General features: G+C 67.7%; 10 protein-coding genes. 3 read left to right on the top strand and 7 right to left on the bottom strand.

Annotation, left to right across the window (positions count from 1 at the left end; genetic code table 11):
- Positions 1-37: 37 nt before the first annotated feature.
- From ACWCQ1_RS31185 to ACWCQ1_RS31170, 4 genes are all read right to left on the bottom strand, one after another.
- Positions 38-1,222, bottom strand: a complete 1,185-nt coding sequence (locus ACWCQ1_RS31185) for a helix-turn-helix domain-containing protein (protein ID WP_358593265.1) — start codon at positions 1,220-1,222, stop codon at positions 38-40.
- Between the two features lie 195 nt (positions 1,223-1,417).
- Complete coding sequence (locus ACWCQ1_RS31180; protein WP_133043175.1) at positions 1,418-1,873, bottom strand: helix-turn-helix domain-containing protein; 456 nt, start codon at positions 1,871-1,873, stop codon at positions 1,418-1,420.
- Between the two features lie 212 nt (positions 1,874-2,085).
- On the bottom strand, positions 2,086-2,589 hold the full coding sequence (locus tag ACWCQ1_RS31175) for a DUF3017 domain-containing protein (protein WP_451027916.1): 504 nt from the start codon (positions 2,587-2,589) through the stop codon (positions 2,086-2,088).
- Positions 2,590-3,085: 496 nt separating this feature from the next.
- Positions 3,086-3,940, bottom strand: a complete 855-nt coding sequence (locus ACWCQ1_RS31170) for a bifunctional methylenetetrahydrofolate dehydrogenase/methenyltetrahydrofolate cyclohydrolase (protein WP_133043176.1) — start codon at positions 3,938-3,940, stop codon at positions 3,086-3,088.
- 259 nt (positions 3,941-4,199) lie between these two features.
- Here ACWCQ1_RS31170 and ACWCQ1_RS31165 point away from each other — a divergent pair, with 259 nt between their 5' ends.
- Entirely contained in the window at positions 4,200-4,919 is a 720-nt protein-coding gene (locus ACWCQ1_RS31165; RefSeq protein WP_451027868.1) for an RDD family protein, read from the top strand.
- Positions 4,920-4,999: 80 nt separating this feature from the next.
- Here the strand turns inward: ACWCQ1_RS31165 and ACWCQ1_RS31160 are convergent, their stop codons facing one another.
- A complete protein-coding gene (locus ACWCQ1_RS31160; protein ID WP_451027867.1) occupies positions 5,000-5,431 on the bottom strand; it encodes an ATP-binding protein in 432 nt (143 codons plus the stop codon).
- 230 nt (positions 5,432-5,661) lie between these two features.
- On the opposite strand from ACWCQ1_RS31160, the gene ACWCQ1_RS31155 reads away from it, so the two are divergent.
- Together ACWCQ1_RS31155 and ACWCQ1_RS31150 are read left to right on the top strand one after the other, a co-directional pair.
- Positions 5,662-6,507 carry a helix-turn-helix domain-containing protein gene (locus ACWCQ1_RS31155; RefSeq protein WP_451027866.1) on the top strand — a complete coding sequence of 282 codons (846 nt, stop codon included), beginning with the start codon at positions 5,662-5,664 and terminating at the stop codon, positions 6,505-6,507.
- A gap of 7 nt (positions 6,508-6,514) precedes the next feature.
- Complete coding sequence (locus ACWCQ1_RS31150; RefSeq protein ID WP_133043179.1) at positions 6,515-6,724, top strand: DUF397 domain-containing protein; 210 nt, start codon at positions 6,515-6,517, stop codon at positions 6,722-6,724.
- A 511-nt stretch (positions 6,725-7,235) separates the two neighbouring features.
- Here ACWCQ1_RS31150 and ACWCQ1_RS31145 read toward each other — a convergent pair.
- On the bottom strand, positions 7,236-7,949 hold the full coding sequence (locus ACWCQ1_RS31145) for a hypothetical protein (RefSeq protein ID WP_451027865.1): 714 nt from the start codon (positions 7,947-7,949) through the stop codon (positions 7,236-7,238).
- 76 nt (positions 7,950-8,025) lie between these two features.
- The gene (locus ACWCQ1_RS31140) at positions 8,026-14,787 is read right to left on the bottom strand and encodes an RHS repeat-associated core domain-containing protein (protein WP_451027864.1); all 6,762 of its coding nucleotides are present in this window, start codon (positions 14,785-14,787) and stop codon (positions 8,026-8,028) included.
- Positions 14,788-15,117 lie beyond the last annotated feature (330 nt).

Here is a 15,117-nt window from a genome sequence, read left to right as displayed (position 1 = left end):
CGCCCCCTTGTGCCGCCGTGCATGTGCCGCTGTGCCGCTAGGGGGTGCACCCCTTCTGCCCGGACGCCAGCGTCGCGCAGGCCTTCGCCTCGCCCGCGTCCTTCACGGCGACCATCGGCGTGTAGGCGATCGTGTCGCCGGCCTGGGTGATGCTGTCGTTCTCCTTGGCGGTGCCCGCGGTGACCTGCACCGAGTCGCCCGGCGCGGCGGCGGTGATACGGCCCCACGCGGCGCCGCACGTCTTGCTGTAGCGCACCTCCAGGGTGACCGTGCCGACGGTGGCGGTCTTGGCGGTCGTCACTGCGGCGGCGTCCTTGGTGCAGCCCATGGCCTCGGCGTCCTTGCCGGTGCAGGAGGCGCCGGCGCACTTCACGCCGGCCGGGAGGTCGACGGAGCTGACCGAGGGCGACGGCGAGGCCTTCGCGCTCCCGTGCTTGCCACCGCCGCCGCCGCGGTCGGTCAGGAAGAACACCGCCGCCATCACCACCAGCACGCCGACCAGGCCCGCGAGGAACATCGTCAGCCGCCGGCGGCCGGCACCGGAGGAGGAACCTCCGCCGGGCCGGGGAGCCTCGCCGTATCCACTGGGTGTCTCCGGTGTCCGGACGGGGCCGTCGGACGCGGATCCCTGCACGGGTGCGCCGAGCACCGGTGAGCGTCCGCCGGCCGGCGAGGGGCCCTGGTAGCCCGCCAGCCGCCAGGAGTTGGCGCCGGAGGAGCCCTCCGAGGACGCGGCCTCGGACGCCCCCGCGCCGCCGCCGTCCGGTGCCTCGGAGGTGACGGGCTGCGGCGGCACCGTCGGCGCCACTCCCGCTGGTCCCGCGATCCCCGGCGTCACCGTCGCGCTGCCGCTCATGGCGGCCGCCTTGCCGCCCTTGGCGCTCGTCACGGCGGGCGCCCCGAACTCCCCGAGCGCGGCGCGCGCCTGGGAGATGCGGATGGCCTCCATGGTCATGTCGTGGCGCATCTCCGACTTGCTCCAGGCACGCTCGGCGAGCTCCCACATGGTCGTCAGATGGACCGGGTTGGTCCCCGTGACCTCGGCCAGCGCCACGATCGCGCCCTTGGGTGCGAGCAGCCGGCCGTTCAGATACCGCTCCCAGGACGTCTTGCTGTAGCCCGTACGGTCGGCCACCGACGCGATGCTCAGGCCGCTGCGGTCCACGAGCCGGCGCAACTGGCTCGCGAACTCCCTGACCTGCGGATCGAGTTCATCCGGCAAGGCCCTCCAACGAGGCATTGCTTCCCCCCTCTTCCCCCCTGCTCGGTGCTGGTCTCCTCGCGTCTTCCCGCCCGCCCAGGATCTCAGTTTCCGGAGTGGGGGCGCACGGGTGCATTCGCGGTCGACTCGCCCACGCTAGCCCTCCCCTCGAACAATCCCGTGTCAGATACGCAAACTTGTTAATACGGAGCCATCTCACCCCAGAGCGACCACGCCCACGACCGCGATCAGCGCGGTGAGGACGAGCAGCAGCACCGCGTACCGCAGCAGCCGCCCCCCGTCCGAGGACGGTGCCGGTTCCGGGGTGTCCCACCAGGGCAGCGTGGGGTCGTCCTCGTACTCGCCCGTCCCCTGATCCTCCGCGGGTCTCGCCGGCCGGGGCCAGGCCTGGACCGCCAGTTCCCAGCGGACGACGAAGCGCTCGGCGTCCGTCTCGGGCAGGCCCGCGATCCGGCACAGCGCGGCCACGGCCTGGCGGGGCGGAGGCTGGGTGCCGTTGAGATAGCGGTGCCAGGAGGACTTGCTGTAGGCGGTTTTGGAGCCGAGCGCGACGAGACTGAGCCCCGTCCGGTCCTTGAGGAGCCGCAACTGCTCCACGAAGTGCCGCACCTCCGGCGGCATGTCCCCCGCCAGCGGCTGCCAGCCGCCCATCGCACACCTCCCGCATCGTTCTGAGCAGGTGACGACGCCGGTTCACCGATGGTTCCCGCGTGCCGTGCGCGTACCGGAACGGTCACTTCCGTGCCACAGCGCGCCGACAGCCGTTGAACAGGCCCTTCGCCGTGCAGGAGGGTGGTTCCCGCGGCGGCCCGTCCTTGCTCGGGGGAGAGGACGGGCCGTCGTCGTGCCGGGTTCCTTACCGACTAACTGCTGCTCACCGTGAAGTGCAGCGTGTCCTTGAGGAACGGGATCTGCAGCCAGGGGTTGGGCTGCACCATCAGCGCCAGCAGCACGATCGCCAGGCCGAGGCCGCCGTAGGTGACGATGTCGGTGAAGCGGGAGCGGACCGCGAGCATGCCGACGTCGGGCAGGACCCAGCGCAGCACGGCACCGGCCACCAGGGCGCAGCCGATCAGCAGGGTGCCGTAGCGGAAGGCGTCGAACGCGGTCAGCAACAGCCCCAGCCCGACGACGCCGAGCACGGCGAGGATCGGCCACTGCCGCGCGGGCGCGGGAGCGTCACCGGGCGCGGCCCGGCCACCGCCCTCGGGACGCGCGGTGTCCCGCGTGAACAGCGGAAAGCGCCGGGTGGTACCCCGCGGCACACCTTCGGCATCGGGAGCACTGATGGCATCCCGCACGGTCTCCTCCACGACGTCCTCCGCCTCGCTCTCGCCCCCGCGATGCGGAGTGCCGCCCCCGGACATGTCCCGGCCGGCCCTGGGGTCGCGCCGCGAGGCGCCCCCGGCGCCCGACGCACCCCGATCGGCCTTCGCGACGCCACGCGAGGTGCCCCCGGCACCTGACGCACCACGGTCGGTCTTCGCGACGCCACGCGAGGTGCCCCCGGCACCTGACGCACCCCGATCGGCCTTCGCGACGCCCTGCGACATGCCCCCGGCGCCCGACGCACCACTGTCGGCCTTCGCGGCGCCCTGCGACATGCCGCCGACGCCCGATCCACCCGACCCGCGACCGGGCGGGCCCTCGGTGTCCCGCGCGTCCCGCGCGTCCCGGCCCGTCTCCCCGGCGGCCCTGCGCCGCTGCGTGCCCTCGGGCTCGCTCGCGTCGCCGCCGGGCCGGTCGGCCTCGCCGCCCGGCGTGCCCTTGGTGCCGGTCGTCGCGTTGATCGCCTCGCGGACCGCCGCCTCCGCCTGCTTCTCCGGGTCCTGCGGCACGCGCCGGCGCCGGGCGTCCCGGGCGTCAGCCGACACTGCGCTCCGCCGCCTCGACCACGTTGACGAGCAGCTGGGCGCGGGTCATCGGGCCGACGCCGCCCGGGTTCGGGGAGATCCAGCCGGCCACCTCGGCGACCCCGGGGTGGACGTCGCCCACGATCTTGCCCTCGGCGCTGCGCGAGACACCGACGTCCAGGACGGCGGCGCCCGGCTTGACGTCCTCGGGCCGGATCAGATGGGCGGAACCGGCGGCCGCGACGATGATGTCCGCGCGCTTGAGGTGGGCCGACAGGTCCCGGGTGCCGGTGTGGCACTGGGTGACGGTCGCGTTCTCGCTGCGCCGCGTGAGCAGCAGCGGCATCGGCCGGCCGATGGTGACACCGCGGCCGACGACCACGACCTCGGCGCCCTTGATCTCGACGCCGTACTGACGGAGGAGGGTGAGGACACCGTTCGGGGTGCAGGGCAGCGGCGCCGGCTCGTTCAGGACCAGCCGCCCGAGGTTCATCGGGTGCAGCCCGTCCGCGTCCTTGTCCGGGTCCATGAGCTCCAGGATCCGGTTCTCGTCGATGCCCTTCGGCAGCGGCAGCTGCACGATGTAACCGGTGCACGCCGGGTCCTCGTTGAGCTCCCGTACGACCGCCTCGATCTCCTCCTGCGTGGCGGTGTCCGGCAGTTCGCGCTGGATGGAGGCGATGCCGACCTGGGCGCAGTCGCGGTGCTTGCCCGCGACGTACTTCTGGCTGCCGGGATCGTCGCCGACGAGGATCGTGCCGAGGCCGGGCGTGACGCCCTTCTCCTTCAGCGCCGCCACGCGGGCGGTCAGATCGGACTTGATCGCGGCTGCGGTGGCCTTGCCATCGAGAATCTGGGCGGTCATGACCCCATCCTCGCGGATGACCGCCCCCCGGTTCCAATCCGGGTGCCACCAGCGCCCACGCCCTGCCCCCACGCCCATGATCAGCCGGATTGCACTTGCACAACACATCTGATTTCCGGCTGGACAAGCCACACAGGGGTGAAGAAGCATGAACGGCGCAGTATCGCGGTTCATGTTCGGGGGGCAAACCGCTCACATCGTGTGATTCCTCCGCGCAATCCGCATCGTCCCCGCAGAGCGCAACGGAGGAAGACCGGCCATGAGTTTCGGCTCGCCCAACAATCCCTACGGTCAGCCGCAGAACCCGCAGCAGCCCGGTTACGGCTACCCGCAGCAGCCCCCGCAGGGAGTCCCGCCGCAGCAGGGTTACGGCTATCCCCAGCAGCCGGGTCAGCCCGGTTACGGCTACCCGCAGCAGCCAGGCCAGCCGGGGTACGGCTACCCCCAGCAGCCGAGCTATCCCCAGGGCGGCGGCTACCCCGGCGGCCCCGTCCCCAACGTCGCCTCGATGGGCCGCCGCTTCGGCGCCCGGCTGATCGACGGGCTGATCATCGGCGTGGTCTACATCGTCCTCACCTTCGCCGGCATCGCGGGCGCGGCGAACTCGGTCAAGGACTGCGACCCGAACGCCGCCGACTACAACACCTGCATCAACAACGCCGGCTCGGACTTCCTGGCCAAGTTCGGCGCGGTCTTCGGCATCATCATCGTCGCCAGCCTCCTCTACGAGGTGCTGATGATCGGCCTCCTCGGCGCGACGCTCGGCAAGATGGCCGTCGGCCTGCGCGTGGTGAAGGCCGAGACCGGCGAGAAGCCCGGCGTCGGCTCGTCCTTCATCCGCTGGGTCATCCCCCAGGTCGGCAGCCTCCTGTGCGGCATCGGCTCGCTCCTGGTCTACCTGTCCCCGTTCTGGGACAAGTCCGGCCGCCAGCAGGGCTGGCACGACAAGGCCGCGAGCACGATGGTCATCCAGAACTGACCCCACCCCACCGAACACCAAGGGCCGTGCCCACCCACCAGAGGGGGGCACGGCCCTGGTGCGTCACCTGAAGGCGGCCATCAGGAAGCCACTGCCCCCATCGCCGCGGTCACCTCACACCACACAACCTTGCCCCGCCGGCCACCCCTGGCCGAAGGCTGCCACCCCCACACACGGGAACAGGCCCGCACCAACCCCAGCCCCCGCCCCTCCTCCGCCTCTTCAAGCCGCTCCAACTCCCCCGGCGGCTCAGGCGGTTCGGGATCCGCGTCCCACGCCCCGATCCACAACACCCCCGCGGCCCAGGACACCCGCAGATCAGCGGGCCCCTTCGTATGCCGCACGGCATTCGACACCAGCTCCGCTGCGAGCAGCTCGGCAACATCCACAAGCCCGATGAGCCCATGCAGGGTGAGGATCAGGCGGAGGGTACGGCGACTGACGGTGACCGCACGAAGGTCGTTCGGAATATGGAGGCAGTACTCCCAGGCTTCGGACTTGTCCTCAGACATACGTCAACTCCGCTCAAATGGTGGGGGGTTACGGCAGTCGGGCGGTGGCAGTGCCGCAACCGTCATGGCATGACGGGGCGGTGCGCTTCCGGGGTCCCGCGGTGCCGCAGTGTGTTCGTCGCGCCACAGACAGTAAATCTAAATATATAGACAAAGCAAGCCGAGCGCGTAATCTGACGCCGACCGAGTAGCGCCAGCAGGCGCGTTGGACCTAGGAGCGGTCGAGACCCTTGAGGCGCGAACCGACAGCACGCCAGGCTCGGCTGGCGACCGAACTGCGCAGACTCCGCGAAGCGGCAGACCTCAGCGCCCGCGAAGCGGCGGCAATGCTCGGTGTGAGCCCCGCGCAGATCACGCACATCGAATCCGGACTCGCGGGCGTGAGTGAGAAGAGACTGCGCCTGCTGGCCGCCAACTACTCATGCGCCGATGACGAGTTGATCGAAGCGCTCTCGGTGATGGCGACCGACCGTACGCGCGGCTGGTGGGAGGAGTACCGAGAGCTGCTTCCCACACCGTTCCTCGACCTCGCGGAGCTGGAGCACCACGCCACGTCACTCCGGGAGGTGCAGTTCCTGTACATCCCCGGCTTGCTCCAGACAGAGGAGTACGCTCGCGCGGTCTACGGCTACCGGGTCCCCGAACTCCCCAGCGAGGACCTTGAGCTGCGCGTACGCCACAGAATGCGGCGCAAGGTTATCCTCGACGGCCCAGCCCCCACGCCCTACGAGGCCGTCATCCACGAGGCGGCACTCCGCATCATGGTGAGCGACCGAGCCGCCTCCCGCACCCAGCTCGCCCGCTTGGCCGAACTCTCCGAAGCGGATCACATCACCGTCCGAGTCATCCCGTTCGACTTGGAGGACTTCGCCGGCGCCACGAGTGCGATGACGTACGCGGAGGGCGCCCTACCCAAACTCGACACCGTCGTACGCGACGGCCCGCACGGCGCTGCCTTCATCGACTCCGAGGCCCAGCTCAGCGCTTTTCGAACGCTCTTTCATAGAGTGGAGGCCGTGTCGCTCGCCCCTGACCGGTCGCGCGACTTCATCCACCGACTGGCGAAAGAGTTGTGAGGCACCCATGGACACCCCCGGCGACTGGCGCAAGTCCTCCTACTCCGGTCCCGGCGACGGCGACGCCTGCGTGGAGATATCCACTTCCCCCACCCACACAGCCATCCGCGACTCAAAGTCCCCGCCCGCCGGCATCCTCACCTTCCCGTGGACGGCCTTCACCACCTTCATCGAAGCCCTGAAGACCCAGCCCCAGGATCAAGCGCCCCGAACCTAACCTTCTCCCCTCGTCTTCACGTAAGCCGAAGCAGCCGCCGCGCACGTGACCCGCGGGTTCCCAGTCGGCACAGACCGCTCCAACTGCTGCAGAACACCGAACGCGTCCAGGTCACCGACTCCACGCTTCCGCAGGTTCCGCAGCGCGGCGTTGACGACGTCCGCAAGCCCGGAGCGGTCTTCCTTGCAGCGCGGAGCCAACGCATCAAGAACCTGCTGATACTGCGCGGCGGGCCGACCAGTCCCATCAAGGGCGGTCAACTTCTGCGCGGAATCAGAAGCCGACGTGGCCTCCGCACTGCTGGCAGACGCCACGACAGCCGCCGAAGTGACGTGCGCTGCATCGCCCTTGCCTCCGCTGAGAGTGCAGCCGACGGCCGACACAATGGCCAGCAGCAGGCCGGCAATGACAACAATCTTCTTTGTGTGCCCAGCGCCTTCCTTTGAGGAAGAACTGGATCCTAGTTCACGCTATTCCCCACTTACGATCAACGCGAACAGAGCGCACTGCATCACGAAGATACCTTGTAAAACTCTTCAACTCTGCGAATTACCGCCTTTGCAAGCGAAACCGAATCCCCTTCGACGACAAGACCATTTGCACACAAGACCTGCCCTTCAATGAAACGAGAAATATCCACCCAGCGCTCGAAGTGCACTTCCGGATACACCCCTTTTAGCCATTCAACAATCCGCAGGATTCGATGATGATTCACGCGGGATTGCCGATCATCAGCACCCCTGTTCCATTCCGCTATAATGAGATTGAGCGCGTTCACCAAGCGTGCCTCCGGGATACTGTTCCCAGCAAGAATCAAACTCAACTCCTCGGCTGGGGTGATGTTTCCCGAAACACCGTCCACTCCTGCAACGGCGTAACCTTCGACTCTGCTGAGACTTACCTTGTCAGACCCGGGATTGACCACGACGTCGACCATCGATGCGTGACGGGAATCGTCCACTCGAACCATCAGATGCTGTTTTCCCGCCTTCCCGACTACTCGTTCGAATCGGCTGGTCCTGTCGACATCGAACACCGCGATGGCGCCATCCGGAAGGTGCAATGAAGTATTGAACACGACCGCTCCTACATCAGGATGCGCGCCGCTCCACATACGAACCTGAACCATAGCAATCTGAGAGCGGGCCGGGACGGCAAGATGTGACATTCCTGGCGGCATCGGCCCGACCAGAGGGATCTCTGCGAAATCCTCGACCTCCCCCACGGGACCGATCATCACCAATGGGTGACTCAAAAGGAACTGTACCGCCCCTATTTGCATGACCGACTCCGGATCGTGACTAACCGCTGATATGACTGTCGAGGATCGACATAAGTTTATCGTAGTAGCCCTCCGCCCTCGGATCCGGCATGTTGAAGTGATCACGCATGAGTTTCTGCGCCCTGAGTACCGCCCTGGACTGGTCACTACTGCAGGCCGGACACTGCGGATAAAGTCGTTGCCCGGCTTCAGGGTTTAGCCCGGTAGCAGGTTGGTGGTCTCCGACCATGGTCTCGCCCTCAGCCGTACTCCCGCAGGAGTGGCACGGCAGGCCCTGCATCGCCTCGGACTGTTCGGCGGTGACATCGGCTCCGGTTGCAGCGACGGACTCATCCGCGTGCGGTCCTGGACGTATCAGGCTGGCCTGTCGTGCGGTGATGGTGGTGGAGCAGTTGTGCACGAGCAGAGATGCGACGCCCGCACGCACGTAGTAGGTGTGAAATTCCTGGACCGTAAGGTCATACGTGACCCGCTGCTGATGGAAGTTGTGAACGCCAGCCACCGTGACCGTCGTGCCGTCGGCCTGGCGCAGCTTCGTGCCCGGCGTCAGGTCGTGGGCGTCGGTCCAGCGGTGGCGGGTGACATCCCAGAAGGGATGGTGCCAGGTGGTGGTGAGGGTTCCCTGGGCGGACTTGTCGGTCCTCGTCTTGTGCGGCGGCCCCCGAGTCGGTGCCGTGTCCAGGGTCAGCGTCGTGAAGTCTCTGTCCGTCTTCGTGACGATCACGGCCTGGACCTTCTCCGGCGCCGTGACCCCCGTCTGCGGATCCGTCGCGAGGACCGTGTCGCCGACCTTGACCTTGCTGATCGGTTTCGAGGAGCCGTCGGCCAGGCGGACACCGGTGTCGGGGACGAAGCTGTGCACCGCGCATGCTTCGGCCGCCTCGGCCCCCGCACCTTCCGCCTCCACGACGAAGCGTTCCGCCGCCACCGCGTCCTCGGCGACCTTCGCGGCCTCCTCCGCGTCCTTGACCGCGGTGTAGGCCCTGTCCAGTGCGCGCCAGACCTTGAAGGCCTCGACGCCGACCTTGATCGCCTTGAAGACCTTGCCCCACGGCACGAAGTTCAGGGCCGTGCTGATGCAGCCCATCACATCGCCCTTGGTGAAGCAGTTGTAGGCGTCGGTGAGGCCGATGACGTCCGCGACCATGCTGAGCAAGCGGTGTTTGAAGCCCGACGCTTGCTTTCTTGCAGCCGCGACGGCCGCGTCCGCTGTCGCCTTCTGCCGCTCCAGCGCGCGCTCCTGCGCTCGCGTGTTCGCCGCACTGTTGCTGATGTCGGCCTTGTACTTCTTGGCGTAGGCCTTGGTGTTGGTGGGCGTGCTGCCCGAGCCCGGGTAGTCGTGCAGGGCCTTCGAGTTGGGGTTCTTGTCGGTGGGGGTGCGGTTCAGGCAGGCCGGGCAGTTGCGAGTGTTGCAGTCTGCCTCTGCGCAGGCCCCGGAGGGGTCGGACGTCGTGACCGGAGAGTCGTCCGCGTAGTCGTACCCGTTCCAGGACTGCGGGGCGCCGGCGTCCAGCAAGGGGTCCGGACTGAGGAAACGGCCGATCGACGGGTCGTACTCACGCGCCCCGAGGTTGGTCAGGCCCGTGTTGTCGTCCTGGGTTCCACCGACGAAGCCGCGTTGTCCCGCGGTCCAGGTTCCGGACTGATCGCGTGCCTCTCCGAAAGGCTTGTACTGACGGCGAACCACCTGTTGGGTCTGCGAGTCGATGGCCAGGGTGCCGGTGCCCTGACGGTCCGGGATCAGGTACGTGAACTTGCCGTCAGACGAGTGTGTGGCCACGGTCTCACCGGCGATGGAGATGTAGCGCACGCCGTCGGCGGTCGCCGCGCCCTTCTTGAGGGTGATCTCCTCGTCGCCCGTGAAGAGGGTTGTGGCGTCCGGGGCTCGGCGGAGCAATAGGTTGCCGTCGGCGTCGTACAGGTACTTCGTGTCACCGGCCGTGCCCGTCGAGGACAGTTCCGACAGGTTGTCCTCGACGTCGTAGGTGAAGGTGTCGGTGCCGGCGCGAGTGGTACGCGTGTGGACGTTGCCGTCATCGTCGTACGTGTAGGCGTTCGTGGTGTTGGAGGCAGCGTCGCCCGGGGTCACCTTGTCCACCTGGGCGACGGCGTGGGCCGGACCCTTGCCCGCCGCATACGGAGTGTAGGTGGCGGTCGTGTCGTGGGAGGTGTCGCCCGACGGATCGTGGTCGATCTGCTGTGAGCGGGCGCCCGTGGCGTCATAGCTCCAGCTCTGCCAGTACGGCGAGGGGCCCCCCACAGTGGTGGACGCGCCCGGCGACGGGGTGGCCGCGCAGTCGTCGGTCGCCGTCCATGCCGTCTTCAGGCGCTGGGCCCAGTCGTAGTCAAAGCACTGGGTGTCGGTGGCCCCGGTCTCCAGCTTGTCTGTGATCTTCGTGACGTTGCCGAACGGCTGGTATGCGTAGGTGGTCTTGTCGGCGATCACCGCGCCGGACTGGGTGATCGTGGTGGAGCTCGCCAGGCGGTGAGTCTGGTCGTCGTAGTTCAGGGTCTGCTGGGCGAAGTTGCCCGACGTGCCGTAGGTGAACTGGTACGGCTCGTCGAATTCCGTGTAGGAGAGCTTGTTGACGTAGCTCCAGTTGTTGCCGCCGACAGATATGGGTCGGTCGAAAGCGTCATAGGTGTAACCGACTGACTCCTCAGGAAGCTTGACGGTGCTGGGGTCCTGGTCGGTGTAATTGCTCAGGGTGCCGGTCAGGTTGTACTGGTTCTGGTGGAGGTAGGTCCCCGCCAGCGCGCCTTCGGAGGACGGGACGACCAGTTCGGTGGCTTGTGTCCAACCGTGACTGTCATAGCCGAGGACCGTGTTGGTGTAGGCGGTGCCGCCCGTGCCTCCCACGTACCGGGTGGAGGCTGTGGGCTTGCCCTTCTTCAGGGTGTCGTACGTCCAGGAGGCCAGCTCGTTGCCCGCTGAAGGCGCCGCAGCACCAGTGGTGTCGTACTCGGCGGTCTTGCGCCCCATCTCGTCATACGCGTAACTGATGGTCTTGCCGCGGTTGTCGGTGGTGGTGAGGAGCTGACCGGCGTTGTCGTACGTCGAACTGGAGCTGCCGGTGTCCGGGTCGGTCTGGGACGTGCGGCGGCCGAGGAGGTCGAAATGGCTGGTCCATGCGTGGCCCTGCCCGTCGTCCTGGCCCGTCTGGTGGCCCGCCGGGTCGTAGGAGTAGGTGACGGCGTCGGCGGCACCGGTAGCCGAAGTGCCGTGATAGCGCAGCAGCTTGACCGTCTGACCGCGTGCGTCTGTGTAGGTGGAGGTCGGCGTGGCACCGGCTGGTGCGGCACCGGCGGACGGTATGACGTCGACACGGTCGGAGCCGGGGTAGGCCGTAGTGGTGCGCCAGGTCTCCGAGGCGAAATGATAGGCGATTGACGCGGTCACCCGGCCCGCGCCGTCGTAGACCGTGCCTGTCTGGGACGGGGTCTTGTTGTCCGGCGCGTCGACCGGAGTCCCCGACGGAGCGCCTGAGTTGTAGTACGGGTCAGAGCTGCTGACCGCCCAGCCGTGCGTGTCGTAGACCGTGTCGGTGATAACCCGGCCGCCGTCCACCGTCGCCGTCTGCGTCTCTCTCGGTCGCAGCATCGCATCGTAGATCGAGATCGAGGTGCGGTAGGCGTTGTTGCCCTGGAGGGTCTGGGTGGTGACGGTGGACGGTGCCGACGGAGAAAGGTTGTAGCTGTACTTGGTGTTGGCGTTGTTGCTGGTGGAGAAGCCCGGGTTCCAGACGGCGGTCAGGCGCCCCAGCGGGTCGTAGGCGCTGGTGGTGGAATAGCCGGCCGCGTCCGTGGTCTTCAGGTCCAGCCCGCGGGCCGGGTCCAGTGTCGTCGTGGTGGCGAAGCCCGCCGTCTGGCCTGTGACCTTGGGGCGGGTGACCTTGATGGAGGTGGGAGCCGCCCCGGTGGTGGGGGTGTAGACGGTGGTGGTCGTACGGCCGTCGGCGTCGGTCTCCGTCAGTTCGCGGCCGTAGGAGTCGTAGGTGTTCTGCAGCGCGGTGATGTGGTGGATGGTGCCGTCGGCGGCGACCGAGTCGGCCTTCTGGACCATCGTGACGTCGCCCTTGGTGGGCGTCGCGGCGTTGTCCGTGGAGTTGTCGAAGAACGTCAGGTCGTCGCTGAGCAGGTCCTTCGTGTAGTCCGGGGACTTGGCGCAGGAGACCGAGACCTCCTGAACCCGGCGTGGGGTCGGCAGCAGGTTGCCGGAGGCGTCCTGCGCGTACCAGGTGCGGGTGCACTTGTCGTCCGCGGCGGTCGAGACGTCACCCTTGTCGTCCATGGTCTTGGGCAGACCGGTGGCGTCGTCGATCGTGTAATCGGCCTCGGTGGTGAGCTTGGTCCCGTCCGCCTTGGTGGTTGTGGTGCGGGCCCGCTGGACGTTGGTGCGGCGCGCGACCAGCGGGTCCAGGCTCGCCTTCGTACGGGATTGAGTGGCCGTCGCCGCCGAACTCCACGGGTCGGTGACGCTGTCCTGCAGCAGCGCTCCGCCGTCGCCGTTGTAGGACTGCGTCTCGAAGGTCTGGCCGGCCAGCCAGTCGGAGTCCCTCTGCGAGTCGTCGCCCGCGCTGTCGTCGAGCGTGATGCTGCGGGTGCCGGTGGACGTCTTGTCGCCGTCCATGCCGCGGAAGTAGGTGGCCCTCGACAGCGTGATCTTCTCGGGGGAAGTGCCGGTACGGGTCTCGACGGTGCCGTAGCCGCGCCACTGGTTCCAGGTGCGGTACTTGGCCTGGGTCAGCGGGTCGTCGTTGAAGTGCCAGGCGGGGTCACCGACGTACTTGTAGGAGGTCTGGACGGGGAGACCGCCGGCTGTCGGGTCCTGGGTCGTCACCGAGTTCACGACGAACTTGTTGAACCAGTCGAGCTGGGGCGAGGTCTGGCCCGGAGGAGTCCAGTACTGCGGGTAGCACCTGTAGGCATTGCCGTCCTGGCTGGACGGCAGGACCTGGGTCCCCGCTCGATGGCACTGCGGGCCCGTGTAGTTGACCGTGATCACTTCACCGGATTCGGTAGTGATCGTGGTCAGGCGGTAGCGGGTGATCGGCTGGTAGCCGTCCAGGCCGTCCACCCGGTTGGCAAGAGCCTGTCCGGCGAACTTCACGGGTGGCAGATCCAGACTGCCGCCGTCCTTGCCGGTGTGAACGATCTGGCTCAGCCACAACGACGGGGTGGTGGTGTCACCGGTCGGCGGGAAGGTGTGAGTCAGCGACCAGGCGTCCACGTTCTGGTATGCCGTGCCGACCAGGACCTGGGTCCGTATGCCGGTCAAACGCTGAGTGGTGAAGAAGGACGGTCCGTGGTTGTTGCAGGTGCCCGAGGCGGGGCAGACCTGGTCGACGGGGACGTCCGGCCAGTGCGAGGCGTTGGCCGCGGTCATCTTCGAGGTGGCGCAGTCGAAGCCGGAGTCGGGCAGGCAGCGCTCGGACGTGTCGAAGAAGACCTGGGCGGCGGCCGGGGCCGTGGTGTCGTAGACCTTGCCGGCGAGCTGGCCGTACTGGATCTTGGAGAGGTAGCCGCCCCGGGTGTACGTGGTCGGTGTTGTTGCGTTGTTCCGGCCGTAATAGCCCGTCTCAGGCGTGTACCAGTAGCTGATGGCGTCGCCGTGCGGATCCGTGACGTAGTCGAGGTTCCACCGATACGCCTGCTGACACCAGGAGTTGGCGAAGGTCGAGGCGTGGCAGGGCTCGTTCGCGTCGTTGCCGTAGACCGGCGCGGTGAAAACGGAGTTGGTCGTCGCGTTCCCCGACGCCCAGCCAGGCAGGCGGTTGAGGCCGAAGTAGTAGGCGGTGCCGTCGGCGGTGGTGACGACGAAGTACTCGTTGTCGTTGTCGCCGTTGACGGTGTCGTTCTTGACCTGGATCTTCTCGCCATTGTCGCCCTGCGGGTGCCAGGTGTTCGAGGCGTCGTCGTGGACCAGCGTGTTGGACGAACCGTTGAGCGAGAGGGTGAGCGTGTCGACCGCGTCCGACCAGCACTCGTCCGAGGTCTTGGGGGTACCGTTCGCCGCGTCGTCGGAGCAGGACGCGTAGCTGCGCTCGACGAAACCGGGCGAGTAGTCCCAGCCGTCGCCGATCCAGGAGGACTGGGCGTTGGTGGTCGATGTGCGCCCGTCCACGCTCTGCGAGTTGTAGTCGAGCGACACGCTCGGGGACAGGCTGCCGGGGACATCCGGAACGGAGATGGGGTACGAGTAGCTGAAAGCACCACTCGAGCTGCCGGCCGACCACTGGCCGGACGGGGCGAGGGATGTGGCTCCGTAGCTACCGCCGCCGCCGGAGCCGGTCGCCGCAGCGGCCAGCACCACCGGCTGCGCACCGGACGGCAGTCGGACCTCTGCCGAGACCGTCTGCTTCTTGGCGTCGTTGGTCGAGACGAGGGGGGTCTGCTTGCGGCAGGCAGCTGCTTGCGGGGTGGTCAGCGCGCAGGCCGGCAGTTGTACGAGGCGCAGCCGGCCGGCCCAGTCGCCGCCGTAGGCGTCCTTGAAAGCCGAGTAGTCGAGACCGATTCGGGTCGTACCGGCGGACGTACTCTGGTCCGGCCGTACGCTGAAGACCACGCCGGGCAGACCGAGGTTCTGGGCCGCCTTCTGCCCGGCCAGCGTCACATGGACGCGAGTGCCGGTGTCCGCCCGATGAGCCCCCTTGGACGCGGCGACGGTGACCGGGATGCCGTGGGCGTGCTCGGCGGCGACGCCGCGTGCGGGCACGGACACGTCGGCCGCGCCCCCTCCGGGCCAGGCCTTGTGTGCCTGGGCGGCGCTCCAGCGGCCCATGTGCGGCACCTTGGCGGCCTTGCCCCGGACCGGCGAGACGGGTACGGACCGCTGCTTCTCGGCTTTGACTAGGTAGTCACCGCGGTTTCCGGCAGCGAGGGCACCAGTTGGCGTGAGTAATCCGACCAGTAACCCCATCGCTGTGATCGAGACGATCCACAGAGCAGGCGTTCTACGTATCCCCATGGTCTTTCTGTAGAACCTGCAGAACCGCCACAGCGAATTACGACGCACTCCGGACCCCCCAATTCCAGCACGGCTGCCGAGGTGTTATTGGAACAGATTTCTGACGCCGCTCACAGGCCCTTCACATGTTCAAAAGGTATAGAA

It is taken from the genome of Streptomyces sp. NPDC002144 (assembly GCF_053593695.1).
This window is presented reverse-complemented; position numbering and strand designations above follow the sequence as displayed.